Consider the following 24,165-nt stretch of genomic DNA (forward strand, 5'->3'; position numbering starts at 1 on the left):
TAAATCCTCGGGATTCGAGATTGGGGATTGGAGATCTGCGGAATCCGGGGTGGCGGGCGTGACGCCCTTCCCTCCCGAATCCCGAATCCCGAATCCCGGCGTCAATCAGTTACGGAACGGGAACTTGAACGCTTCGAGCAGCGCCTTGGCTTCGGCGTCGGTCTTGGCGGTGGTGGTGATGGCGATATCCATACCGCGGATCGCGTCGACGGCGTCGAAGTCGATTTCCGGGAAGATGATCTGCTCCTTCACGCCCATGTTGAAGTTGCCGCGGCCGTCGAACGAACGCCCCGACACACCGCGGAAGTCGCGCACGCGCGGCAGCGAGATGTTGATCAGGCGGTCCAGGAACTCGTACATCTTGGCGCGACGCAGCGTGGTCTTGCAGCCGATCGGCCAGCCATCGCGGATCTTGAACGACGCCACCGAGATGCGCGACTTGGTCACCACCGGCTTCTGGCCGGAGACCTTGGCCATGTCGGCGACGGCGTTTTCCAGGATCTTCTTGTTCGTCGCCGCCTCGCCCACGCCCATGTTCAGCGTGACCTTGACCAGCTTCGGCACTTCCATCGGATTGGTGTAACCGAACTTCTTCATCAGAGCCGGTACCACTTCTTCCTTGTAGATCTTTTCGAGACGGGAAGTCATTGTGTCATTCCTCAGGCGTCGAGCGCCTCACCGCTGGAGCGGAACACACGCAGTTTGCGTCCATCCTCCAGCACCTTGAAGCCAACGCGCTCGCCCTTGCCCGTCGCCGGGTTGACGATCGCCACGTTGGAAATATGGATCGACGCTTCGCGCTCGACCACGCCGCCGGCGACGCCCGCCTGCGGGTTCGGCTTGGTGTGGCGCTTGACGATGTTCGCGTTGGAGACGACCACGCGGTCGCCGTCGACGCGGACGATTTCGCCCTGCTTGCCCTTGTCCTTGCCGGTGGTGACGACGACCTGGTCGCCCTTCTTGATACGGTTAGCCATGTGTATGTCCTCCGCTCACAGCACTTCGGGAGCGAGCGAGACGATCTTCATGAACTTCTCGGAACGCAGCTCGCGGGTCACAGGCCCGAAGATGCGCGTACCGATCGGCTCCTGCTTGTTGTTGAGCAACACCGCAGCGTTGCCGTCGAAGCGGATCAACGAACCGTCGGGACGACGCACACCCTTGCGAGTACGCACCACGACGGCATCGTAGACTTCGCCCTTCTTGACCTTGCCGCGCGGGATCGCGTCCTTGACGGTGACCTTGATGATGTCGCCAATGTGCGCGTAGCGGCGCTTGGAGCCGCCGAGCACCTTGATGCACATCACTTCCTTGGCACCGGAATTGTCGGCGACGTCGAGGTAGCTCTGCATCTGGATCATGATTCAGATCTCCCTTATTCGGCCGAACGGGTGACGATTTCGACCACCCGCCAGTTCTTGGTCTTGGACATCGGCGCAATCTCGGTCACGCGCACCACATCGCCTTCGTTGCAGGCGTTGTCGGCGTCGTGCGCATGGAGCTTGGTCGAGCGCTTGATGTACTTGCCGTACAGCGCATGCTTGACCTGACGCTCCACCAGCACGGTGACGGTCTTGTCCATCTTGTTGCTGACGACGCGGCCTTCGACCGTGCGCAGCGTCTTGCTTTCGTTATTGTCGCTCATCGCGGCCATCCTTACTTCGTGCTGCCGAGCAGGTGCTTGACGCGAGCGATCTCGCGGCGCACCCGGCGGGTTTCGTGAGTCTTCGGCAGCTGCCCGGTGACCTGCTGCATGCGCAGGGCGAACTGCTCCTTGCGCAGATCGGTCAGATGGGCCTTCAGATCGTCGGCCGACTTCTCGCGGAGTTGTTTGATGTCCATCAGCGTACCGTCCGGGTCACGAAGGTGGTGGTCACCGAGAGCTTGGCAGCGGCCAGGCGGAACGCCTCGCGCGCGACATCTTCGCCGACGCCTTCGATTTCATAGATCATGCGACCGGGCTGGATCTGGGCGACCCAGTACTCGACGTTACCCTTACCGGAGCCCATTCGCACTTCGATCGGCTTCTTGGTGATCGGCTTGTCCGGGAACACGCGGATCCACATCTTGCCGCCGCGCTTGACGTAGCGGCTGATCGAGCGGCGCGCCGCCTCGATCTGGCGCGCGGTCAGCTGACCGTGCGCCGTGGCCTTCAGCCCGTACTCGCCGAAGCTGACGGCGTTGCCGCTCCACGCCAGGCCGTCGTTACGACCCTTGTGCATCTTGCGGTATTTGGTTCGCTTGGGTTGCAACATTGCCGTTACCTCGCTTCACGGGCCGGACGCGACGGACGGTCGCCACGGTCGCCGCGATCGTTACGATCGTTGCGCGGGGAATCGTCCTGCTTTTCCTGGCCAACCTGGGAGAAATCGAAGATCTCGCCCTTGTAGATCCAGACCTTGATGCCGATGATGCCGTAGGTCGTCTTGGCTTCGGCGAAGCCATAGTCGATGTCGGCACGCAGCGTGTGCAGCGGAACGCGGCCTTCTCGGTACCACTCGGAACGGGCGATTTCCGCGCCGTTCAAGCGGCCGGCGACGTTGACCTTGATGCCCAGGGCACCCAGGCGCATCGCGTTGCCGACCGAGCGCTTCATCGCGCGGCGGAACATGATGCGACGCTCCAGCTGCTGCGCGATCGACTCGGCGACCAGCTGCGCATCCAGCTCCGGCTTGCGCACTTCGGTGACGTTGATGTGGGCGGGGACGCCCATCATCTCGCTCACTTCCTTGCGCAGCTTCTCGATGTCCTCACCGCGCTTGCCGATCACCACGCCCGGACGGGCGGTGTGGATCGTCACGCGCGCGGTCTTGGCCGGACGCTCGATCAGGATCTTGCTGATGCCCGCCTGCGCCAACTTCTTGCGCAGCATTTCGCGAACCTTGAGGTCGGCCGCCAGGTAACCGGCGAACTCGCCCTTGTTGGCGTACCACTTGGAATTCCAGTCCTTGGAGACACCCAAGCGGATTCCAATCGGATGAACTTTATGACCCATCGTCTTTTCCTTTCCGCTTACTTGGCGGCGCCCACAACCACAGTGATGTGGCTGGTGCGCTTGAGGATGCGGGTACCGCGGCCTTTCGCCCGCGCCATGAAACGCTTCAGGGTCGGACCTTCATCAACCATGATGGTCTTGACCTTCAGCTCGTCGACATCCGCGCCCTGGTTGTTCTCGGCATTGGCGATCGCCGACTCCACCACCTTCTTGATCAGGTGGGCAGCCTTCTTGTCCGAGAACTTCAGCAGGTTGACCGCCCGCTCGGCGGAAAGACCGCGCACCTGGTCGGCGACCAGGCGGGCCTTCTGCGGGGAGATGCGCGCGGTGCGCAGGATTGCTTTCGCTTCCATCGTCATCTCTCCTTACCGGCTCGACTTCTTGTCGCCACCGTGACCCTTGAAGGTCCGGGTGACGGCAAATTCGCCGAGCTTGTGGCCGACCATGTTCTCGTTGACCAGCACCGGAACGTGGTTCTTGCCGTTATGCACGGCGATGGTGAAACCCACCATCTCCGGCAGGATCATCGAACGTCGCGACCAGGTCTTGATCGGACGCTTGCTGCCGGCCGCGGCCTCCACCTTCTTGACGAGGTGGTGATCGACGAACGGGCCCTTCTTGAGTGAACGTGCCATGGTCGATTAGCCCCTACGATCGCGGACGATGAATTGTTCGGTGCGCTTGTTATGGCGCGTCTTGTAACCCTTGGTCGGGACACCCCACGGGGTGACCGGATGCGGATTACCCTGACCGGCCTTGGCCTCACCACCACCGTGCGGGTGGTCGACCGGGTTCATGGCCGCACCGCGAACGGTCGGACGCACGCCGCGCCAGCGCTTGGCACCCGCCTTGCCCAGCTTCTCGAGGTTGTGCTCGTCGTTGCCGACTTCGCCGATGGTGGCGCGACACTCGACCGGCACCTTGCGCATTTCGCCGGAGCGCAGACGCAGGGTGGCGTAGATGCCTTCACGCGCGACCAGCTGCACCGCGGCACCGGCAGCACGCGCGATCTGCGCGCCCTTGCCCGGCTTCAGCTCGATCCCGTGGACGGTGGTACCGACCGGGATGTTGCGCAGCGGCAGGGTGTTGCCGGTCTTGATCGGCGCATCCGAACCCGCGATCACCTGGTCGCCGGCCTTCAGACCCTTCGGCGCGATGATGTAGCGACGTTCGCCGTCGACGTAGCACAGCAGGGCGATGTGGGCGGTGCGGTTCGGATCGTATTCGATCCGCTCCACGCGCGCCGGAATGCCTTCCTTGTTGCGCTTGAAGTCGATGACGCGGTAGTGCTGCTTGTGCCCACCGCCGACGTGACGGGTGGTGATGCGGCCGTGGTGGTTACGACCACCGGACTTGCCCTGCGGTTCCAGCAGCGCCGCGTGCGGCGCGCCCTTGTGCAGGTCGGGCGTGACCACGCGCACGGCCGAACGACGGCCGGGAGAAGTGGGTTTGAATTTCATCAATGGCATGGGATGGACCTCAGGCCTTGGCCGTTACGTCGATGGACTGGCCTTCGGCCAGACGCACGTACGCCTTGCGCCAATCGCCGCGACGCCCGCTGCGCGAACGGAAGGACTTGTTCTTGCCCTTGACGTTCAACACATTGACCGACTCGACCTTGACGTCGAACAGCTGCTCGACCGCGGCCTTGACATCGGCCTTGGTGGCTTCGTTCGAAATCTCGAAGACGTACTGATTGGAGAGTTCCTGCAGGCGCGCGGTCTTTTCGGAGACACGCGGAGCGCGCAGCACGCTGAAGATTTTTTCGTTGCTGCTCATGCCAGCCACTCCTCGACCTTCTTGACCGCATCGGCGGTGATCACGACCGTGTCGGCCCCGACCAGCGACACCGGATCCAGGCCCTGCACGTCACGCACTTCCACGTAGGGAAGGTTGCGGGCCGACAGGTACAGATGCTCGGACGCTTCTTCGGTCACGATCAGCGGACGCTTGCCCACTTCCAGACCCTTCAGCTTCTCGATCAGACCCTTGGTCTTGCTGGCCTCGACGTCGAACGCGTCGACGACCATCAGGCGGCCCTGGCGGTTCAGTTCCGAGAGGATCGCGCAGATGGCCGCGCGATACATCTTGCGGTTGACCTTCTGCTCGAAGCTGCGCGGCTTGGCCGCGAAGGTCACGCCACCGCCGACGAAGATCGGAGCGGTCAGCGCGCCGTGGCGAGCGCCACCGCCCTTCTGCTTCTTCGACTTCTTGGTGGTGCCGTTGACTTCCGAACGCGTCTTCTGCGCCTTGGTGCCGGCGCGGCCGGCGTTGCGATAGGCGACGACGACCTGGTGAACCAGATCCTCGCTGAAATCGCGGCCGAACACGGCGTCGGAGACCGAGACCTTGTTGTTGCTACCCGTGATAACGAGTTCCATCGTCATCTCTCCTTATGCCTTGCTAGCCGGACGCACGATCACGTCGCCACCGGCAGCGCCAGGCACCGCGCCGCGAATGGCGATCAGGCCACGCTCGACGTCGACCTTGACCACTTCCAGATTCTGCGTGCTCTGCTGCACCGCGCCCATGTGGCCGGACATCTTCTTGCCCGGGAAAACGCGACCCGGGGTCTGGCGCTGACCCAGCGAACCCGGCGCGCGATGCGACAGCGAGTTACCGTGGGTGGCGTCGCCCATGCGGAAGTTGTGCCGCTTGATCGTGCCCTGGAAGCCCTTGCCCTTGGTGACGCCCTGCACGTCGACCTTCTGGCCGACGGCGAAGATGTCCGCCTTGATCTCGCCGCCGACGGCGAACTCGCCCAGCTGCGCGTCCTCGACGCGGAACTCCCACAGGCCACGGCCGGCTTCGACCTTCGCCTTGGCGAAATGGCCGGAGGCGGGCTTGTTGACCAGCGCGGCGCGGCGGGCGCCCACGGTGATCTGCACGGCGCTGTAGCCGTCGGCTTCGACGGTCTTGAGCTGGGTGATGCGGTTCGGGGTCGCTTCGATCAGGGTCACCGGGATGGAGCGGCCGTCTTCGGTGAAGACGCGGCTCATGCCGGCCTTGCGGCCCACGAAGCCCAACGAATACTTCTTCGTCATGGTCGTAGTCCTCAGGTCAACTTGATCTGGACATCGACGCCCGCCGCGAGCTCGAGCTTCATCAGCGCGTCCACGGTCTTGTCGTTAGGGCCGATGATGTCGAGCACGCGCTTGTGCGTGCGGGTCTCGTACTGGTCGCGCGCGTCCTTGTCGACGTGCGGGGAAACCAGGATGGTGTAGCGTTCGATCTTGGTCGGCAGCGGGATCGGGCCGCGCACTTGCGCGCCGGTCCGCTTGGCCGTCTCAACGATCTCGCTGGCCGAACGGTCGATCAGACGATGATCGAACGCCTTCAGCCGGATCCGGATCTTCTGATCCGCTTTCTGACCGGTCTTTTGCTCCGCCATGGCGGTGGGTTCCTTCGTTAAAAGAGCGACGGGCAAGGCCTCTGGGATACCTGCCCCGAATATTTCCTGACGACGTGTACCGCCGAGCGTCCTGCCAGCGAGGGCCATTCCTCCGCCCAAAAACTGGGGCAGACCAGTTACCCGGCCTGCCCAGACGGAAAAGTATAGTGCGCAACTACAGCACCGTCAACAGCGCGAGGCCGTTGAGTGCTCCATGCAGCGCGACCTTCCCGGTCTGGCGAACACGAGGGGCATCCTGCCTCTCTTTTCGCGATATATCCGGCGCCCTACCCAGGAACGCCGAGCCGCGCATTATAGCGACGACTTCACGCCTCCGCAACACCACACGGCAACAAACCGCAAGAATCGGTGCATGCCCGGAAACGACGAAGGGCCGGCTTGCGCCGACCCTTCGCGATGCCGGCGACCGCGGTCGCTGGCGATTCAAGCGGCGGCCTACGCCGCCGGAGGCATTACTTGATGATCTTGGCCACCACGCCGGCGCCGACGGTGCGGCCGCCTTCGCGGATCGCGAAACGCAGGCCTTCGTCCATCGCCACCGGGTTGATCAGCGTCACCACCATCTTGACGTTGTCGCCCGGCATCACCATCTCCACGCCTTCCGGCAGCTGGCACGCGCCGGTGATGTCGGTGGTACGGAAGTAGAACTGCGGTCGGTAGCCCTTGAAGAACGGGGTGTGACGGCCGCCCTCGTCCTTCGACAGCACGTACACCTCGGCTTCGAACTCGGTGTGCGGCTTGATCGAACCCGGCTTGCACAGCACCTGGCCGCGCTCCACGTCGTCACGCTTGGTGCCGCGCAGCAGCAGGCCCGCGTTGTCGCCCGCCTGGCCCTGGTCCAGCAGCTTGCGGAACATTTCCACGCCGGTCACGGTGGTCTTCTGCGTCGCACGGATGCCGACGATTTCGATTTCGTCGCCCACCTTGATGATGCCGCGCTCGATACGGCCGGTCACCACGGTGCCGCGGCCCGAGATCGAGAACACGTCTTCCACCGGCATCAGGAACGGCTTGTCCACGTCGCGCTGCGGCTCCGGGATGAACGAGTCCAGCGCCTCGACCAGCTTCAGGATCGACGGCACGCCGATCTCGCTCTGGTCGCCTTCCAGCGCCAGACGCGCCGAACCGTGGATGATCGGGGTGTCGTCGCCCGGGAAGTCGTACTTGCTCAGCAGCTCGCGCACTTCCATCTCGACCAGCTCGAGCAGCTCGGCGTCGTCGACCATGTCGGCCTTGTTCAGGAACACCACGATGTGCGGCACGCCGACCTGGCGCGACAGCAGGATGTGCTCGCGGGTCTGCGGCATCGGGCCGTCCGCGGCCGAGCACACCAGGATCGCGCCGTCCATCTGCGCCGCACCGGTGATCATGTTCTTGACGTAGTCGGCGTGACCCGGGCAATCCACGTGCGCGTAGTGGCGCGTCGGGGATTCGTACTCGACGTGCGCGGTCGAGATCGTGATGCCGCGCGCTTTCTCTTCCGGCGCCGCGTCGATCGCGTCGTACGCCTTGAACTCGCCGCCGAAGCGCTCTGCGCCGATCTTGGTCAGCGCCGCCGTCAGCGTGGTCTTGCCGTGGTCGACGTGACCGATGGTGCCGACGTTGACATGCGGCTTGGTGCGCTCGAACTTACCCTTTGCCATGATGTTTTCTACCTTCCAATTCGTAATGGGGACAGGGAGCCGGGACCCGGGACTGGCGATGCCCGCGTCCCGAATCCCGTCTCGCTAATCTCAGCTCTTCTTGATGACCGACTCGGCGATGTTGGCCGGCGCTTCGGCGTAGTGGTCGAACTCCATCGAGAACGTGGCGCGCCCCTGCGACATCGAGCGCAGCGTGGTGGCGTAGCCGAACATCTCGCCCAGCGGCACCATCGCGTTGATCACCTTGCCGGACGGACTGTCGTCCTGGCCCTGCAGGATGCCACGACGACGGCTGACGTCGCCCATCACGTCGCCCAGGTAGTCTTCCGGGGTCACGACCTCGACCTTCATGATCGGCTCCAGCAGCACCGGATTGGCCTTGTTGAAACCTTCCTTGAAGCCCATCGAGCCGGCGATCTTGAACGCCATTTCCGAGGAGTCGACGTCGTGGTACGAACCGTCGATCAGGCGCACCTTGACGTCCACGATCGGGTAGCCGGCCATCACGCCGTTGGCCACCGCTTCCTGGATGCCCTTGTCCACCGCCGGGATGTATTCCTTCGGCACCACGCCGCCGACGATCGCGTTCTCGAAGGTGTAGCCCTTGCCGCGCTCCTGCGGCTCGATCTCGAGCACGACATGGCCGTACTGGCCCTTACCGCCGGACTGGCGCACGAACTTGCCTTCCTGCTTGACCGCCTTGCGGATGGTCTCGCGGTAGGCCACCTGCGGCTTGCCGACGTTGGCTTCGACGTTGAACTCGCGCTTCATGCGGTCGACCATGATTTCCAGGTGCAACTCGCCCATGCCGCGGATGATGGTCTGGCCGGATTCCTCGTCGGTGTTGACGCGGAACGAGGGATCTTCCTGCGCCAGACGGCTCAGCGCGATGCCCATCTTTTCCTGGTCCGACTTGGTCTTCGGCTCCACCGCCATCGAGATCACCGGCTCCGGGAACACCATGCGCTCCAGGATGATGATGTTGTCCTGCGCGCACAGCGTGTCGCCGGTGGTGACGTCCTTCAGGCCCACCGCCGCGGCGATGTCGCCCGCGCGCACTTCCTTGATCTCTTCGCGGTTGTTGGAGTGCATCTGCAGGATGCGGCCCACGCGCTCCTTCTTCGACTTGACCGGGTTGTACACCTGGTCGCCGGAGTTCAGCGTGCCGGAGTAGACGCGGAAGAAGGTCAGCGAGCCCACGAACGGATCGGTCATGATCTTGAACGCCAGCGCCGAGAACGGCGCGGTGTCGGTGGCCGGACGGCTGTCTTCCTTGTCGTCCTCGTCGATGCCCTTGACCGGCGGACGGTCGCTGGGCGACGGCAGCAGCTGGATCACGCCGTCGAGCATCGCCTGCACGCCCTTGTTCTTGAACGCGGTGCCGCAGTACACCGGCACCACTTCCACCTTCAGGGTGCGCTCGCGCAGGCCATTGATGATCTCCTCTTCGGACAGCTCGCCCTCGTTGAGGTACTTGTCCATCAGCACTTCATTGGCTTCGGCCGCGGCCTCGACCATGAACGCGCGCGCCTCGGCGGCCTTGTCGGCCAGATTGGCGGGGATCTCGCGGTACTCGAACACGGTGCCCTGCGAGGCGGTATCCCAATGGACCGCCTTCATCTTGACCAGATCGACCACGCCCTCGAAGCCGTCTTCGGCGCCGATCGGCACCTGCATCGGCACCGGGTAGGCACCCAGGCGCGACTTCAGCTGCTCGACCACCTTATCGAAGTTGGCTCCGGTGCGGTCCATCTTGTTGACGAAGGCAAGACGCGGCACCGCGTACTTGTTGGCCTGGCGCCACACGGTCTCGGACTGCGGCTGCACGCCGCCGACCGCGCACAGCACGAACACCGCGCCGTCGAGCACGCGCAGCGAACGCTCGACTTCGATGGTGAAGTCGACGTGCCCGGGGGTGTCGATGATGTTGAAGCGGTGCTGCGGCAGCGACTTGTCCATGCCGCTCCAGAACGCGGTGGTCGCGGCGGAGGTGATGGTGATGCCACGCTCCTGCTCCTGCTCCATCCAGTCCATCGTCGCGGCACCGTCATGCACCTCGCCGATCTTGTGGCTGACGCCGGTGTAGAACAGGATGCGTTCGGAGGTGGTGGTCTTGCCGGCATCGATGTGGGCCATGATGCCGAAGTTGCGGTAACGCTCGATGGGAGTGTTGCGGGCCACAGGGAGCCTCTCAGAATTCTTGGATTGCGGATGGCCGAACGCCGCCTTGCGGCGGCCTTCGGATTTGTGCGGCGCTCGATGGCGCAGCTAGCAGCACTTCTAGATAGTGCTGACGGGCCCCGTTTCCAAGGCCCGGAAGGTCACCAGCGGTAGTGCGCGAACGCCTTGTTCGCTTCCGCCATGCGGTGGGTTTCTTCACGCTTCTTGATGGCGCCGCCACGGTTTTCCGAGGCGTCGACCAGCTCGGCCGCGAGCTTGCGCGGCATCGAGTTCTCGCCGCGCTTGCGCGCCGAGTCGATCAGCCAGCGCATCGCCAGCGCCATGCGACGGGAGGAACGCACCTCGACCGGCACCTGGTAGGTGGCGCCGCCGACGCGACGCGACTTGACTTCGACCGCCGGAGCGACGTTGTCCAGCGCCTTCTGCACCAGCTCGACCGCGTTGGGGTTCTTCTCGCCGATGACGTCCATCGCGCCGTAGACGATCTTTTCGGCGACCGACTTCTTGCCGCTCAGCATCACCATGTTGATGAAGCGGGCGATGGTTTCGCTCCCGTGCTTGGGATCCGGGAGAACGGCGCGCTGCGGCGTATTACCTTTACGAGACATGAGTACTTTCCCTTAGCTCTTCGGACGCTTGGCGCCGTACTTGGAACGGCCCTGGCGGCGCTTGGCGACGCCGGCGGCGTCGAGCGAACCGCGCACGGTGTGGTAGCGCACGCCCGGCAGGTCCTTGACGCGGCCGCCGCGGATCAGGACCACGGAGTGCTCCTGCAGGTTGTGGCCTTCGCCGCCGATGTAGCTGATGACCTCTTCCTGGTTCGTCAGGCGCACCTTGGCGACCTTACGCAGGGCCGAGTTCGGCTTCTTCGGGGTGGTGGTGTACACGCGCGTGCAGACGCCACGGCGCTGCGGGCACTTGTCCAGCGCCGGAGAGGCGCTCTTGTAGGTGGTCGCCTGCCGCGGCTTGCGGACCAGCTGGTTGATCGTCGCCATCAGTGGATTCTTCTGATTGAGGCCGTGGGGCCTGGATGCGTGAAAACGAAGGCAGGCCGAAGGACGGCCTGCCGAGACAGGAAAGTATAGCGGGCAAGTCAAAGCGCCGTCAACTCAACGGAATTTTTACTTGCTGGCCCATCCGGGGCCGGAATACGGGGCGCTTCCGCTGCGCCCCCTTCCGCTTGGTAGACCGGCCCCGCGGGCGGGACCGGTCTCCGGCCGACTGCTTACTCTTCGCTGCCGGCGGCGGCCGCTGCGGGGGTCTCGACCGCCGGTTCGGCGCTGCCGCCGGACAGGGTCTGCATCTCCGACTCGGTCAGGCCGCTGGCATTGCGGCGGCGCAGGCTGTGGTACGCCAAGCCGGTACCGGCCGGGATCAGGCGACCCACGATCACGTTCTCCTTCAGACCGCGCAGCGTGTCGCTGGTGCCGCGCACCGCCGCCTCGGTGAGGACGCGGGTGGTCTCCTGGAACGAGGCCGCGGAGATGAACGACTCGGTGGCCAGCGAGGCCTTGGTGATGCCCAGCAGCACCGGGTCGTACTTGGCCGGCAGCTCGTTGCGCGCCAGCAGGCGGGCGTTCTCCTCGATGACGCGCTGGCGCTCGGCCTGCTCGCCATTGAGGAACTTGCTGTTGCCCTGGTCGGTGATCTCGACCTTGCGCAGCATCTGCCGAGTGATGACCTCGATGTGCTTGTCGTTGATCTTCACGCCCTGCAGGCGGTACACGTCCTGGATTTCCTTGACCAGGTAGGCGGCCAGCGGCTCCACGCCGAGCAGGCGCAGGATGTCCTGCGGGCTCGGCTCGCCGTCCACCACGGTTTCGCCCTTGGCCACGTGCTCGCCTTCGAACACGATGATCTGGCGGTACTTCGGGATCAGCTCTTCGTGCTCCGACCCGTCGGTGTCCTTGATGATCAGGCGCTGCTTGCCCTTGGTGTCCTTGCCGAAGCTGATGATGCCCGAGCGCTCGGCCAGGATCGCCGGATCCTTCGGCTTGCGCGCTTCGAACAGATCGGCCACGCGCGGCAGACCGCCGGTGATGTCGCGGGTCTTGGACGCTTCCTGCGGGATCTTCGCGACCACGTCGCCCACGCCCACCGGCGCGCCGTCCTGCAGGTTGACGATCGAGCGCGGCGGCAGCAGGTACTGCGCCGGCAGATCGGTGCCCGGGATGGTCAGGTCGTTGCCCTTGCCGTCGACGATGCGCACGATCGGGCGCAGGTCCTTGGCCTGGGTGCCGCGGCGCTTCGGATCGGTGATCTCGCGCGAGGCCAGGCCGGTCAGTTCGTCGGTCTTCTCGATGACGGTGACGCCGTCGATGAAGTCGATGAAGCGGATGAAACCGGCCACTTCCGACACGATCGGGTGGTTGTGCGGATCCCAGTTCGCCACCGACTGGCCGGCCTTGACGGCGTCGCCGTCCTTGGCGGTGATGGTGGCGCCGTACGGCAGCTTGTAGCGCTCGCGCTCGCGGCCGTGGCCGTCGAGCACCGACAGTTCGCCCGAACGCGACACCGCCACCAGCGAGCCGTTGGCGTGCTCGACCGACTTGAGGTTGTTGAACTTGATCGAACCGGTGGTCTTGACCGTGATGTTGTCCACCGCCGCCGCACGCGAGGCCGCGCCGCCGATGTGGAAGGTGCGCATGGTCAGCTGGGTACCCGGCTCGCCGATCGACTGCGCGGCGATGACGCCGACCGCTTCGCCGATGTTGACCAGGTGGCCACGGGCCAGGTCGCGGCCGTAGCAACGCGCGCACACGCCGAACGCCGATTCGCAGGTGATGGTCGAGCGGACCTTGACCGACTGCACGCCGGCCTCTTCCAGCTTGGCCACCCACTGCTCGTCGAGCAGGGTGTTGCGGGTGACGATCGGATCCTCGTCGTTGCCCGGCAGGAACACGTCCTCGGCCACCACGCGGCCGAGCACGCGGTCGCGCAACGGCTCGACCACGTCGCCGCCTTCCACGATCGGGGTCATGGTCAGGCCGTCGGTGGTGCCGCAATCGGGCTCGGTGATCACCACGTCCTGCGCCACGTCGACCAGGCGACGGGTCAGGTAACCGGAGTTGGCGGTCTTCAGCGCGGTATCGGCCAGACCCTTACGCGCGCCGTGGGTGGAGTTGAAGTACTCCTGCACGTTCAGGCCTTCGCGGAAGTTCGCCTTGATCGGCGTCTCGATGATCGAGCCGTCCGGGCGGGCCATCAGGCCGCGCATGCCGGCCAGCTGACGAATCTGCGCCTGGCTACCACGCGCGCCGGAGTCGGCCATGATGTACAGCGAGTTCATCGACTTCTGGTCGATGGTCTCGCCCTTGGCGTTGACCACCTTCTCGGTGCCGATGGTGTCCATCATCGCCTTGGCGATGCGCTCGTTGGTGCGCGACCAGATGTCCACGACCTTGTTGTAGCGCTCGCCGGCGGTGACTAGGCCGGACTGGTACTGCTCCTGGATTTCCAGCACTTCCTGCTCGGCTTCGCCGAGGATGCCCTTCTTCTCCGACGGGATCAGCATGTCGTCGATGCCGATCGACACGCCGGCGCGGGTGGCGTAGGCGAAGCCGGTGTACATCAGCTTGTCGGCGAACACGACGCTGTCCTTCAGACCCAGCTGGCGGTAGCTGGAGTTGATCAGGCGGCTGATGTTCTTCTTGGTCAGCTCGGTGTTGGCCAGCGCGAACGGCAGGCCTTCCGGCAGGATCTCGGCCAGCAGCGCGCGCCCGATCGTGGTGTCCACGATCGAGGTCTTCTTGCTGCGGTTGCCGTCCTCGTCGATCACCGTCTCGGTGATGCGGACCTTGACCTTGGCGTGCAGTTCGACCACGCGGTTGTCGTAGGCGCGCTTCACTTCGGCGATGTTGGCGAACACCATGCCCTCGCCCTTCTTGTTCTCCAGGGCGCGGCTCATGTAGTACAGGCCCAGCACCACGTCCTGCGACGGCACGATGATCGGCTCGCCGTTGGCCGGCGACAGGATGTTGTTGGTGGACATCATCAGCGCGCGCGCTTCCAGCTGCGCTTCCAGCGACAGCGGCACGTGCACGGCCATCTGGTCGCCGTCGAAGTCGGCGTTGAACGCGGTACACACCAGCGGATGCAGCTGGATCGCCTTGCCTTCGATCAGCACCGGCTCGAACGCCTGGATGCCCAGGCGGTGCAGGGTCGGCGCGCGGTTCAGCAGCACCGGGTGCTCGCGGATCACCTCTTCCAGGATGTCCCAGACTTCGGCTTCTTCGCGCTCGACCAGCTTCTTGGCGGCCTTGATGGTGGTGGCCAGGCCGCGACGCTGCAGCTTGGCGAACACGAACGGCTTGAACAGCTCCAGCGCCATCTTCTTCGGCAGGCCGCACTCGTGCAGGCGCAGGGTCGGACCGACCACGATCACCGAACGGCCGGAGTAGTCCACGCGCTTGCCGAGCAGGTTCTGGCGGAACCGGCCCTGCTTGCCCTTGATCATGTCGGCCAGCGACTTCAGCGGACGCTTGTTGGTGCCGGTGATGGCGCGGCCACGACGGCCGTTGTCCAGCAGCGCATCGACCGATTCCTGCAGCATGCGCTTTTCGTTGCGCACGATGATGTCCGGCGCGTTCAGCTCGAGCAGGCGGCGCAGGCGGTTGTTGCGGTTGATGACGCGGCGGTACAGGTCGTTCAGATCGGAGGTCGCGAAGCGGCCGCCGTCCAGCGGCACCAGCGGGCGCAGATCCGGCGGCAGCACCGGCAGCACGGTCATCACCATCCACTCCGGGCGGTTGCCCGATTCGAGGAAGGCTTCGACCAGCTTGATGCGCTTGGTCAGCCGCTTGAGCTTGGTTTCCGAGCCGGTGCCGGCGATCTCTTCGCGCAGGCGGGTCATTTCCGACTGCAGGTCGATGGTGCGCAGCAGTTCGTACACCGCCTCGGCGCCCATGGCGGCGTCGAAGTCGTCGCCGTGCTCCTGGCGCGCGGTCAGGTACTGCTCTTCGGTCAGCAACTGGCGGCGCTCCAGGGCGGTCAGGCCCGGCTCGGTCACCACGTAGGCTTCGAAGTACAGCACGCGCTCGATGTCGCGCAGGGTCATGTCCAGCATCAGGCCGATGCGCGACGGCAGCGACTTCAGGAACCAGATGTGCGCGACCGGCGAGGCCAGGTCGATGTGGCCCATGCGCTCGCGGCGCACCTTGGCCAGGGTCACTTCGGTGCCGCACTTCTCGCAGACCACGCCGCGGTGCTTCATGCGCTTGTACTTGCCGCACAGGCACTCGTAGTCCTTGATCGGGCCGAAGATGGCGGCGCAGAACAGGCCGTCACGCTCGGGCTTGAAGGTCCGGTAGTTGATGGTTTCCGGCTTCTTCACTTCGCCGAAGGACCACGAACGGATCAGGTCCGGCGAGGCCAGCGCGATCTTGATCGCGTCGAAGTCCAGCGTCTGGCGCTGCTGGTTGAAGAGGTTGAGCAGGTCTTTCATTTGATTTCTCCGGGAATCGGGAATAGCGAATAGGGAATCGTTGGAAGCGGAGAGTCGGGACAGGAACGCCGGCGGCCGATTGGCACGCGCCCGGGCGATTTCCTAGTCCCGACTCCTCATTCCCTGCCCTCAGTCTTCCAGTTCCATGTTGATCGCCAGCGAGCGGATTTCCTTCACCAGCACGTTGAAGGACTCCGGCATGCCGGCGACCATCTCGTGCTCGCCGTCGACGATGTTCTTGTACATCTGGTTGCGGCCCTGCACGTCGTCGGACTTCACCGTCAGCATTTCCTGCAGGGTGTAGGCCGCGCCGTAGGCTTCCAGCGCCCAGACTTCCATTTCGCCGAAGCGCTGGCCGCCGAACTGCGCCTTGCCGCCCAGCGGCTGCTGGGTGACCAGCGAGTACGGACCGGTGGAGCGCGCGTGCATCTTGTCGTCGACCAAGTGGTTCAGCTTCAGCATGTGCATGTAGCCGACCGTGGTGTGGCGATCGAACGCCTCGCCGGTGCGGCCGTCGTACAGCTGGGTCTGGCCGCTGATCGGCAGGTCGGCGAGTTCGAGCATGTGCTTGATCTCGGCCTCGGTCGCACCGTCGAACACCGGGGTGGCCATCGGCACGCCGTCGGTCAGGTTCTTCGACAGGGCCAGCAACTCGGCATCGCTGAACTGATCCAGGTCCACGCGGTCCTCGCCCAGTTTCTGGTCGTGGTTGTAGATCTGGGTCAGGAACTTGCGCAGGTCGGCGACCTTGGCCTGGGCCTCGAGCATGTTCTGGATCTTGCGACCCAGGCCCTTGGCGGCCCAGCCCAGGTGCACTTCCAGCACCTGGCCGATGTTCATACGCGACGGCACGCCGAGCGGGTTCAGCACGATGTCCACGGTCTCGCCGTTGGCCATGTACGGCATGTCCTCGATCGGCTGGATCATCGACACGACACCCTTGTTGCCGTGGCGACCGGCCATCTTGTCGCCGGGCTGGATGCGGCGCTTCACCGCCAGGAACACCTTGACCATCTTCAGCACGCCCGGGGCGAGGTCGTCGCCGGCGGTGATCTTGCCGCGCTTGTCGGCGAAGCGACGCTCGAATTCCTTCTCGTGCGCCTGGATCTGCTTCTGCGCGCGCTCGATCGCGTCCGACGGCTCCTCGTCCTTCATCCGCAGCGCGAACCAGTCGGACTTCTTCAGTCCGTCCAGGTACGCGTCGGTGATGGTGTCGCCCTTCTTCAGGTTCGGACCGCCATTGGCGACCTTGCCGATCAGTTGGCCACGCAGACGCGCATAGATCGCGCTTTCCAGGATGCGGAACTGGTCATCGAAGTCCTTCTTGACCCGCTTGATCTCGTTTTCCTCGATCTGGCGGGCGCGCTTGTCCTTCTCGATGCCGTCGCGGGTGAACACCTGCACGTCGATGACGGTGCCGTCCATGCCCGGCGGCACGCGCAGCGAGCTGTCCTTCACGTCCGAGGCCTTCTCGCCGAAGATCGCGCGCAGCAGCTTCTCTTCCGGGGTCAGCTGGCTCTCGCCCTTCGGCGTGACCTTGCCGACCATGATGTCGCCGGCGCGCACTTCCGCACCGATGTACACCACGCCGCTCTCGTCCAGACGGTTCAGCGCCTGCTCGGACACGTTGGGGATGTCGGCGGAGATTTCCTCCGGCCCCAGCTTGGTGTCGCGCGCCACACAGGTCAGCTCTTCGATGTGGATCGTGGTGTAGCGATCCTCTTCCACCACGCGCTCGGAGAGCAGGATGGAGTCTTCGAAGTTGTAGCCGTTCCACGGCATGAACGCGATCAGCATGTTCTGGCCCAGGGCCAGCTCGCCGATGTCGGTCGAGGGGCCGTCGGCCAGCACGTCGCCGCGCGCGATCACGTCGCCCACGTTCACCAGCGGACGCTGGTTGATGCAGGTGTTCTGGTTGGAACGCGTGTACTTGATCAGGTTGTAGATGTCGACGCCGGCGTCGGTGCCGCCGCCGATCTCGGCCTCGTTGACCTTGACCACGATGCGGCCGGCGTCGATCTGCTCGATCACGCCGCCACGGCGCGCGTTCACGGTCACGCCCGAGTCGCGCGCCACCGCGCGCTCGATGCCGGTACCGACCAGCGGCTTCTGCGCACGCAGCGTCGGCACGGCCTGGCGCTGCATGTTCGCGCCCATCAGCGCGCGGTTGGCGTCGTCGTGCTCAAGGAACGGCACCAGCGCGGCCGCGATCGACACGGTCTGCATCGGCGACACGTCCATGAAGTGCACTTCCGCCGGCGGCTTCAGCAGCGACTCGCCCTGGTAGCGGCACGGCACGAACTGCTCGGTCAGGCGGCTCTTGGCGTCGTGCAGCGCGTTGGCCTGGGCGATGACGTACTCGTTCTCTTCGATCGCCGACAGGTATTCGACCTCGTCGGTGATCTGGCCGTCCACGACCTTACGGTACGGCGTCTCCAGGAAGCCGTACTGGTTGGTGCGGGCGTACACCGCCAGCGAGTTGATCAGGCCGATGTTCGGGCCTTCCGGGGTTTCGATGGTGCAGACGCGGCCGTAGTGGGTCGGATGCACGTCGCGCACTTCGAAGCCGGCGCGCTCGCGGGTCAGACCGCCCGGGCCCAGCGCGGAGACGCGACGCTTGTGCGTCACTTCCGACAGAGGGTTGTTCTGGTCCATGAACTGCGACAGCTGCGAGGAGCCGAAGAACTCCTTGATCGCGGCGGCCACCGGCTTGGCGTTGATCAGCTCCTGCGGGGTCAGGCCTTCGGACTCGGCCATCGACAGGCGCTCCTTGACCGCGCGCTCGACGCGGACCAGGCCCACGCGGAACACGTTCTCGGCCATTTCGCCGACCGAACGCACGCGACGGTTGCCCAGGTGGTCGATGTCGTCGACCACGCCGCGGCCGTTGCGGATCTCGGTCAGGACCTTGATCACGTCCAGGATGTCGGAGCTGTCGGCGTGCTCGGCGACCAGGCGCTTGGACTCCTCGTCGTTGCGCTCGCCGAAGTACTTCTTGTCGTACAGCACCGACTCGCCGGTGACTTCCTTGCGGCCGACACGGCGGTTGAACTTCATGCGGCCGACCGTGGACAGGTCGTAGCGCTCGAAGGTGAAGAACAGGTTGTGGAACAGGTTCTGCGCGGCGTCCTTGGTCGGCGGCTCGCCCGGACGCATCATGCGGTAGATCTCGACCAGCGCTTCCAGCTGCGTCTTGGTCGGATCGATGCGCAGGGTGTTGGACAGGTACGGACCGCGATCCAGATCGTTCACCCACAGCGTGCCCACGGCGTCGACGCCGGCCTTGCGGAACGCGGTCAGCTGGTCTTCGCTGATCTCGTCGTTGGCGCTGGCCAGCAGTTCGCCGGTCGCCGCATCGACCACGTCGTGCGACAGGATGCGACCGACCAGATACTCGTCGGGCACGGCCAGCGCGGCGACGCCGGCGGCTTCGAGCTGCTTGACGTGGCGCGCGGTGATGCGCTTGCCGGCTTCGACGATGACCTTGTCGCCATCGGCCAGATCGAAGTTCAGGGTCTCGCCGCGCAGGCGCTCGGGCACCAGCTCCAGCTGCACGCCTTCCTTCGGGTCGATGTGGAAGGTGTTGATCTCGAAGAACTCCGAGAGCATCTCCTCGTTCGAGTAGCCGAGCGCGCGCAGCAGGATCGACACCGGCAGCTTGCGGCGGCGGTCGATACGGGTGAACAGCGCGTCCTTCGGGTCGAACTCGAAGTCCAGCCAGGAGCCGCGGTACGGAATGATGCGGGCGCTGTACAGCAGCTTGCCCGAACTGTGGGTCTTGCCGCGGTCGTGGTCGAAGAACACGCCCGGCGAGCGGTGCAGCTGCGAGACGATGACGCGCTCGGTGCCGTTGACGATGAAGGTGCCGTTGTCGGTCATCAGCGGGATTTCGCCGAGGTAGACCTCCTGCTCCTTGACGTACTTGATCGCCTTGGTCGAGGACTCGCGGTCGTAGATCACCAGGCGCACGGTCACGCGCAGCGGCGCGCCGTAGCTCATGCCGCGCTGGCGGCATTCACGCTCGTCGAACACCGGTTCGCCGAGCTTGTAGCCGACGTACTCCAGGGCCGCGTTGCCGCTGTAGCTGGAGATCGGGAACACCGATTTCAGGGCCGCGTGCAGGCCGTGGTCCGAACGCTTGTTCGGGTCGGTGTTCTCCTGCAGGAACTCGCGGTAGGAATCCACCTGGATGGCGAGCAGGAACGGCACTTCGAGGATCGAGCGCTGCTTGCCGAAGTCCTTGCGGATACGCTTCTTTTCGGTGAACGAATAAGACGTCATGAGGTATCACCTTGGCTGATGCGGGCCACGCGTCCGCGGCCCTGAGTGAACATAAATTGTCAGTTGGAAGTCGCTGGTATTGCCGGCACCAGCACGCCTTCTCCCGCTACTTCCAACTACCAACTCGGTGGTGAAGCGGGGAATGGGGAATGGGGAAAGGGGAATCGTGGAGCGCACGCGACGCGGCTTTCCGATTCTCCATTCCCTATTCCCGATTCCCGCCTGAAACGGCCAAAGGCCGGGGGCTTTCGCCCCCAGCCTTCAGTGCATCGCCTTGTACGGCTGGCGATGCAAGGGACTGCTTACTTGACTTCGACCTTCGCGCCAGCGGCTTCCAGGTCCTTCTTGAACTTGTCGGCGTCTTCCTTCGACACGGCTTCCTTCAGCACGCCGCCGGCCTCGGTGAGGTCCTTGGCTTCCTTCAGGCCCAGGCCGGTGATGGCGCGGACGGCCTTGATGACGTCGACCTTCTTGGCGCCGGCGTCGATCAGGATGACGTTGAACTCGGTCTGCTCTTCGACCGGCGCGGCGGCCACGGCCGGACCGGCAGCGGCGACCGGGGCGGCGGCGGAGACGCCGAACTTGTCTTCGATGGCCTTGACCAGCTCCATCACTTCCATGAGGGTCTTTTCGGCGATTGCGTCGACGATCTGCTCGTTAGACAGGGACATTGTGATTACCTTTGGAATTTTTTCTGGATGAGGTTCTAGTGAACCGTTTCAGGTGTCGCGAACTTAAGCCGTTTCGGCCGGGGCTTCCGCTTCGGCGTCGGCGGGAGCGGCGTCGCCGCCACCCTGCTTGTCGCCCACGGCCTTGACCGCGCGGGCGAACATGCTCGCCGGCTCGGCCAGCACGCGTGCCAGCATGGCCAGCGCCTGCTCGCGGGTCGGCAGCGACGCCAACACCTCGAGGTGAGCGGCCGGATACAGCTGGCCACCCAGCGACACGACCTTGGCCTGCAGCTTGTCGTTACCCTTGGCGAATTCCTTGATCAGACGACCGGCAGCGCCGGGTTCTTCCGTCGAGAACGCATACAGCAGCGGACCGACCAGCGCGTCCTGGACGCACTCGTATTCGGTACCGGCAACGGCACGCGCGGCCAGGGTGTTCTTGACAACACGCAAGTACACACCGGTTTCGCGCGCCTTCTTGCGCATCGCGGTCATTTGCGAGACCGTGATGCCGGCGTACTCGGCAGCAACCAAGGAGTGGGCCTTCGCGGCGACGTCGGCCAGTTCGGCGACGACTTCTTGCTTCTGGGACAGATTGAGAGCCATTGCACTCCTCCGTTAAAGCTGGGAGTTGGGATTGGTGATTCGGGATTCGTCAGGAGCCGCAACGCCGCTCTTGCCAATCCCCAATCTCTAATCTCGTATCCCCGCTTCAAACTTACTCCGCTCGCGGCTCCTGCCGCTTGCGGTCCTGGGCGGCCTCCATCCTGGATGCCGGGGATGCCGCATGGCATCCCAGTTGGTGGCCGTTCCAGACCTGGCCTGAGCGCGCCCGGGACACCGGACTGGCCTGCACCAGAAAAACTCCAGAAAGGCGGCACCATCTACGCCGGCGCGTCCCCGAGGGGACTGGATTAAGCGATCCCGCTGGACCGACGGCGACTCCTTGCCGTGTCGAGCTTCCGTGCCCGTCGTCGGTATGCGCAGACCGCGCCTGCGGTCTTTGACGGCTTCGCTTCGGGTTGCCCCTCGGCGACGCCTTCAAAAGGTGACACCGGCGCCGCACCTTGCGGGCGGCGCCGTGTTGCGATTACTTCAGGGACAGCGAGGCCTGATCGACGGTGACGCCCGGACCCATGGTCGAGCTCACCGAGATCTTCTGCAGGTAGGTGCCCTTCGAGGTCGCCGGCTTGGCCTTGACCAGGTCCAGCAACAGCGCCTGCAGGTTGTTCTTCAGCGCTTCGTCTTCGAAGCTGGCCTTGCCGATGGTGCAGTGGATGATGCCGGCCTTGTCGGTACGGTAACGCACCTGACCCGACTTGGCGTTCTTCACCGCCTCGGCCGGGTTCGCGGACACGGTACCGACCTTGGGGTTCGGCATCAGGCCGCGCGGGCCCAGCAGGGTGCCCAGCTTACCGACGACGCGCATCGCGTCCGGGGTGGCGATGACCACGTCGTAGTTCAAGTCGCCGCCCTGCATCTTCTCGGCCAGGTCGTCCATGCCCACCGCCTCGGCACCCGCGGCCAGGGCTTCGTCAGCCTTGGCGCCGGCCGGGGCGAACACCGCCACACGCACGCTCTTGCCGGTACCGGCCGGCAGCACGGTGGAACCGCGCACCTGCTGGTCGGACTTCTTGGCATCCACGCCCAGGCGCACGGCCACGTCGACGGCTTCGACGAACTTGGCCTTGCTGGTGGACTTGACGATCTTCAGCGCTTCGTCGATCGAATACGCCTTGCCCGGCTGCACGGCAGCACGGATTGCTTTCTGTCGCTTGGTCTGTGCCATCGCTTAACCCTCCACCGTCAGGCCCATGCTGCGGGCGGAGCCCGCAATCGTCCGCACCGCCGCTTCCAGCTCGGCCGCCGTCAGGTCGGCTTCCTTCGCCTTGGCGATCTCTTCCAGCTGCTTGCGGGTGACCTTGCCCACCTTCTCGGTGTTCGGGCGCTTGGAACCGGAGGTGACGCCTGCGGCCTTCTTCAACAGCACGCTCGCGGGGGTGCTCTTGGTGATGAAGGTGAAGGTACGGTCCGAATAGGCCGTGATGATGACCGGAGTGGGCAGGCCCGGCTCCAGCTTCTGCGTGGCGGCATTGAACGCCTTGCAGAATTCCATGATGTTCAGGCCGCGCTGACCCAGCGCAGGACCGACCGGCGGCGAGGGGTTGGCCTGACCGGCCTTCACCTGCAGCTTGATGTAACCGACGACTTTCTTTGCCATTTTAGTGTCTCCGGGTGCTAGCGCCCAAACCGCAGGCTCCCCATCGCGACGGGAAAATCACGTGTCCCGCCATCACGTTTTTGAAGTGCGCAGAAAGCCGCCTCGCGGCGGCTTCCGTTCTGCCCGGCGGCTTGCCTGGACAGGGAGCCGCGCAGTATAGCAGAGATTTTGGCGCCCGGCGCAGCCGCGCCGGGGCGGGCTCAGGCCTTCTCGACCTGGCCGAACTCCAGCTCCACCGGGGTGGAACGGCCGAAGATCAGCACCGCCACGCGCAGGCGGCTCTTCTCGTAGTTGACTTCCTCGACCACGCCGTTGAAGTCGTTGAACGGGCCATCGGTGACGCGAACCATTTGGCCCGGCTCGAACAGCACCTTCGGACGCGGCTTCTCCACGCCATCCTGCACGCGCTGCAGGATCGCATCGGCCTCTTCGTCGCGGATCGGCAACGGACGGTCGGCGGTGCCGCCGATGAAGCCCATCACCTTCGGGGTTTCCTTGACCAGGTGCCAGCTTTCGTTGTCGATGCGCGGGATGCCGCCTTCCTCGTGGGTCTCGATCTGCACCAGCACGTAGCCCGGGAAGAACTTGCGCTCGGAACGGCGCTTCTGGCCGGAGCGCATCTCGATCACTTCCTCGGTGGGCACCAGCACGTCGCCGAAGCGCTCCTGCATCTCGTCACGCACAATACGGTCGCGCAGCGCTTGCGCCACGGACTTCTCGAAGCCTGAATAGGCGTGAACGACATACCAACGCTTCACTGCTGCACTCTCCTCAACGACTCACGAACCACTGCATCAGCTTCTGGATCAGGAAATCGAACCCGCCCAGCAGCAGACTCAGAATGATCACCACCACGATCACGACCCAGGTGGTGCGGATCGCTTCCTGGCGGGTCGGCCACACCACCTTGCGCAACTCGAAGCGGGACTCGGAGATGAACTCGCGGGCCTCGCGCCCCTTGGCGGTCAGCAGGAACACCGCGGCCGCTGCGACCAGCCCGACGATGACCGCCAGACCACGCAACGGACCGGACCAACTCCCCAGCTGTGCCGCGCGACTCGGCTCGCCGAACCAGAACCAGACAAACAGGCCAGCGACCACCAGCAGCGCAGCGATGACGTACTTGACGATATCGCCACCCGAGGAAGCGGTGGTGCCTTTGGAATGCTCGATCTTGCTGTTCATCCGACTCTTGCGGCTATGCGACCAAGGTCACTGGATAGGGAGCGGCAGATTGGCACGCCAGGAGGGACTCGAACCCCCAACCTGCGGTTTTGGAGACCGCTGCTCTGCCAATTGAGCTACTGGCGTGTACTAA

Annotated in this window: 26 protein-coding genes and 1 tRNA gene; all 27 read right to left on the reverse strand. The window is 64.7% G+C overall.

Going from position 1 to position 24,165, the window contains the following annotated elements; genetic code table 11:
* Positions 1-105: 105 nt before the first annotated feature.
* Positions 106-648: a 50S ribosomal protein L5 gene (gene rplE / locus AB3X07_RS17820; protein ID WP_010341606.1), complete on the reverse strand. Its 543-nt coding sequence runs from the start codon at positions 646-648 to the stop codon at positions 106-108.
* Positions 649-659: 11 nt separating this feature from the next.
* Complete coding sequence (rplX, locus tag AB3X07_RS17825) at positions 660-977, reverse strand: 50S ribosomal protein L24 (protein WP_369940041.1); 318 nt, start codon at positions 975-977, stop codon at positions 660-662.
* A gap of 15 nt (positions 978-992) precedes the next feature.
* Positions 993-1,361 carry a 50S ribosomal protein L14 gene (gene rplN / locus AB3X07_RS17830; RefSeq protein ID WP_003486699.1) on the reverse strand — a complete coding sequence of 123 codons (369 nt, stop codon included), beginning with the start codon at positions 1,359-1,361 and terminating at the stop codon, positions 993-995.
* Between the two features lie 14 nt (positions 1,362-1,375).
* On the reverse strand, positions 1,376-1,645 hold the full coding sequence (gene rpsQ, locus AB3X07_RS17835) for a 30S ribosomal protein S17 (RefSeq protein WP_369940042.1): 270 nt from the start codon (positions 1,643-1,645) through the stop codon (positions 1,376-1,378).
* Positions 1,646-1,656: 11 nt separating this feature from the next.
* Positions 1,657-1,842: a 50S ribosomal protein L29 gene (gene rpmC, locus AB3X07_RS17840; protein ID WP_010341597.1), complete on the reverse strand. Its 186-nt coding sequence runs from the start codon at positions 1,840-1,842 to the stop codon at positions 1,657-1,659.
* The gene (gene rplP, locus AB3X07_RS17845) at positions 1,842-2,255 is read right to left on the reverse strand and encodes a 50S ribosomal protein L16 (RefSeq protein WP_003470657.1); all 414 of its coding nucleotides are present in this window, start codon (positions 2,253-2,255) and stop codon (positions 1,842-1,844) included. The genes rpmC and rplP overlap by 1 nt, the downstream gene beginning before the upstream one ends.
* A 5-nt stretch (positions 2,256-2,260) precedes the next feature.
* Entirely contained in the window at positions 2,261-2,995 is a 735-nt protein-coding gene (rpsC, locus tag AB3X07_RS17850; protein ID WP_003470660.1) for a 30S ribosomal protein S3, read from the reverse strand.
* A 17-nt stretch (positions 2,996-3,012) separates the two neighbouring features.
* Positions 3,013-3,348: a 50S ribosomal protein L22 gene (gene rplV, locus AB3X07_RS17855; protein ID WP_003470663.1), complete on the reverse strand. Its 336-nt coding sequence runs from the start codon at positions 3,346-3,348 to the stop codon at positions 3,013-3,015.
* A 12-nt stretch (positions 3,349-3,360) separates the two neighbouring features.
* Entirely contained in the window at positions 3,361-3,630 is a 270-nt protein-coding gene (gene rpsS / locus AB3X07_RS17860) for a 30S ribosomal protein S19 (protein ID WP_003470666.1), read from the reverse strand.
* A gap of 6 nt (positions 3,631-3,636) precedes the next feature.
* On the reverse strand, positions 3,637-4,464 hold the full coding sequence (rplB, locus tag AB3X07_RS17865; protein WP_369940044.1) for a 50S ribosomal protein L2: 828 nt from the start codon (positions 4,462-4,464) through the stop codon (positions 3,637-3,639).
* A 10-nt stretch (positions 4,465-4,474) separates the two neighbouring features.
* Positions 4,475-4,774, reverse strand: coding sequence for a 50S ribosomal protein L23 (gene rplW / locus AB3X07_RS17870; protein WP_010341592.1), 300 nt, complete (start codon positions 4,772-4,774; stop codon positions 4,475-4,477).
* Positions 4,771-5,376, reverse strand: a complete 606-nt coding sequence (rplD, locus tag AB3X07_RS17875; RefSeq protein WP_048490092.1) for a 50S ribosomal protein L4 — start codon at positions 5,374-5,376, stop codon at positions 4,771-4,773. Before rplD ends, rplW begins: the two co-directional genes overlap by 4 nt.
* Before the next feature lie 12 nt (positions 5,377-5,388).
* Entirely contained in the window at positions 5,389-6,039 is a 651-nt protein-coding gene (gene rplC, locus AB3X07_RS17880) for a 50S ribosomal protein L3 (protein ID WP_010341590.1), read from the reverse strand.
* An 11-nt stretch (positions 6,040-6,050) separates the two neighbouring features.
* Positions 6,051-6,386 (reverse strand): 30S ribosomal protein S10, encoded by a 336-nt coding sequence (rpsJ, locus tag AB3X07_RS17885; protein WP_003470680.1) that lies wholly within the window; start codon positions 6,384-6,386, stop codon positions 6,051-6,053.
* A gap of 473 nt (positions 6,387-6,859) precedes the next feature.
* Entirely contained in the window at positions 6,860-8,050 is a 1,191-nt protein-coding gene (gene tuf, locus AB3X07_RS17890) for an elongation factor Tu (RefSeq protein ID WP_369940045.1), read from the reverse strand.
* Between the two features lie 90 nt (positions 8,051-8,140).
* Entirely contained in the window at positions 8,141-10,231 is a 2,091-nt protein-coding gene (gene fusA / locus AB3X07_RS17895) for an elongation factor G (RefSeq protein WP_369940047.1), read from the reverse strand.
* 140 nt (positions 10,232-10,371) lie between these two features.
* A complete protein-coding gene (gene rpsG / locus AB3X07_RS17900; RefSeq protein ID WP_048490049.1) occupies positions 10,372-10,839 on the reverse strand; it encodes a 30S ribosomal protein S7 in 468 nt (155 codons plus the stop codon).
* Between the two features lie 12 nt (positions 10,840-10,851).
* Positions 10,852-11,226: a 30S ribosomal protein S12 gene (gene rpsL / locus AB3X07_RS17905; RefSeq protein WP_003469157.1), complete on the reverse strand. Its 375-nt coding sequence runs from the start codon at positions 11,224-11,226 to the stop codon at positions 10,852-10,854.
* Between the two features lie 230 nt (positions 11,227-11,456).
* The gene (rpoC, locus tag AB3X07_RS17910; RefSeq protein WP_369940048.1) at positions 11,457-15,674 is read right to left on the reverse strand and encodes a DNA-directed RNA polymerase subunit beta'; all 4,218 of its coding nucleotides are present in this window, start codon (positions 15,672-15,674) and stop codon (positions 11,457-11,459) included.
* A 129-nt stretch (positions 15,675-15,803) separates the two neighbouring features.
* Entirely contained in the window at positions 15,804-19,955 is a 4,152-nt protein-coding gene (gene rpoB, locus AB3X07_RS17915; RefSeq protein WP_369940049.1) for a DNA-directed RNA polymerase subunit beta, read from the reverse strand.
* A 302-nt stretch (positions 19,956-20,257) separates the two neighbouring features.
* A complete protein-coding gene (gene rplL / locus AB3X07_RS17920; RefSeq protein ID WP_010341338.1) occupies positions 20,258-20,626 on the reverse strand; it encodes a 50S ribosomal protein L7/L12 in 369 nt (122 codons plus the stop codon).
* A 63-nt stretch (positions 20,627-20,689) separates the two neighbouring features.
* On the reverse strand, positions 20,690-21,232 hold the full coding sequence (gene rplJ / locus AB3X07_RS17925; RefSeq protein WP_010341340.1) for a 50S ribosomal protein L10: 543 nt from the start codon (positions 21,230-21,232) through the stop codon (positions 20,690-20,692).
* Positions 21,233-21,716: 484 nt separating this feature from the next.
* The gene (gene rplA / locus AB3X07_RS17930) at positions 21,717-22,415 is read right to left on the reverse strand and encodes a 50S ribosomal protein L1 (RefSeq protein WP_369940051.1); all 699 of its coding nucleotides are present in this window, start codon (positions 22,413-22,415) and stop codon (positions 21,717-21,719) included.
* A gap of 3 nt (positions 22,416-22,418) precedes the next feature.
* On the reverse strand, positions 22,419-22,847 hold the full coding sequence (gene rplK / locus AB3X07_RS17935) for a 50S ribosomal protein L11 (protein WP_145699993.1): 429 nt from the start codon (positions 22,845-22,847) through the stop codon (positions 22,419-22,421).
* Positions 22,848-23,047: 200 nt separating this feature from the next.
* Positions 23,048-23,605, reverse strand: a complete 558-nt coding sequence (gene nusG / locus AB3X07_RS17940; RefSeq protein WP_145699991.1) for a transcription termination/antitermination protein NusG — start codon at positions 23,603-23,605, stop codon at positions 23,048-23,050.
* 13 nt (positions 23,606-23,618) lie between these two features.
* On the reverse strand, positions 23,619-24,032 hold the full coding sequence (gene secE / locus AB3X07_RS17945) for a preprotein translocase subunit SecE (protein ID WP_369940052.1): 414 nt from the start codon (positions 24,030-24,032) through the stop codon (positions 23,619-23,621).
* Between the two features lie 50 nt (positions 24,033-24,082).
* A tRNA-Trp gene (locus AB3X07_RS17950) sits at positions 24,083-24,158 on the reverse strand.
* Between the last annotated feature and the right edge of the window lie 7 nt (positions 24,159-24,165).

The organism is Xanthomonas sp. DAR 35659 (assembly GCF_041242975.1).
GTDB lineage: Bacteria > Pseudomonadota > Gammaproteobacteria > Xanthomonadales > Xanthomonadaceae > Xanthomonas_A > Xanthomonas_A medicagonis.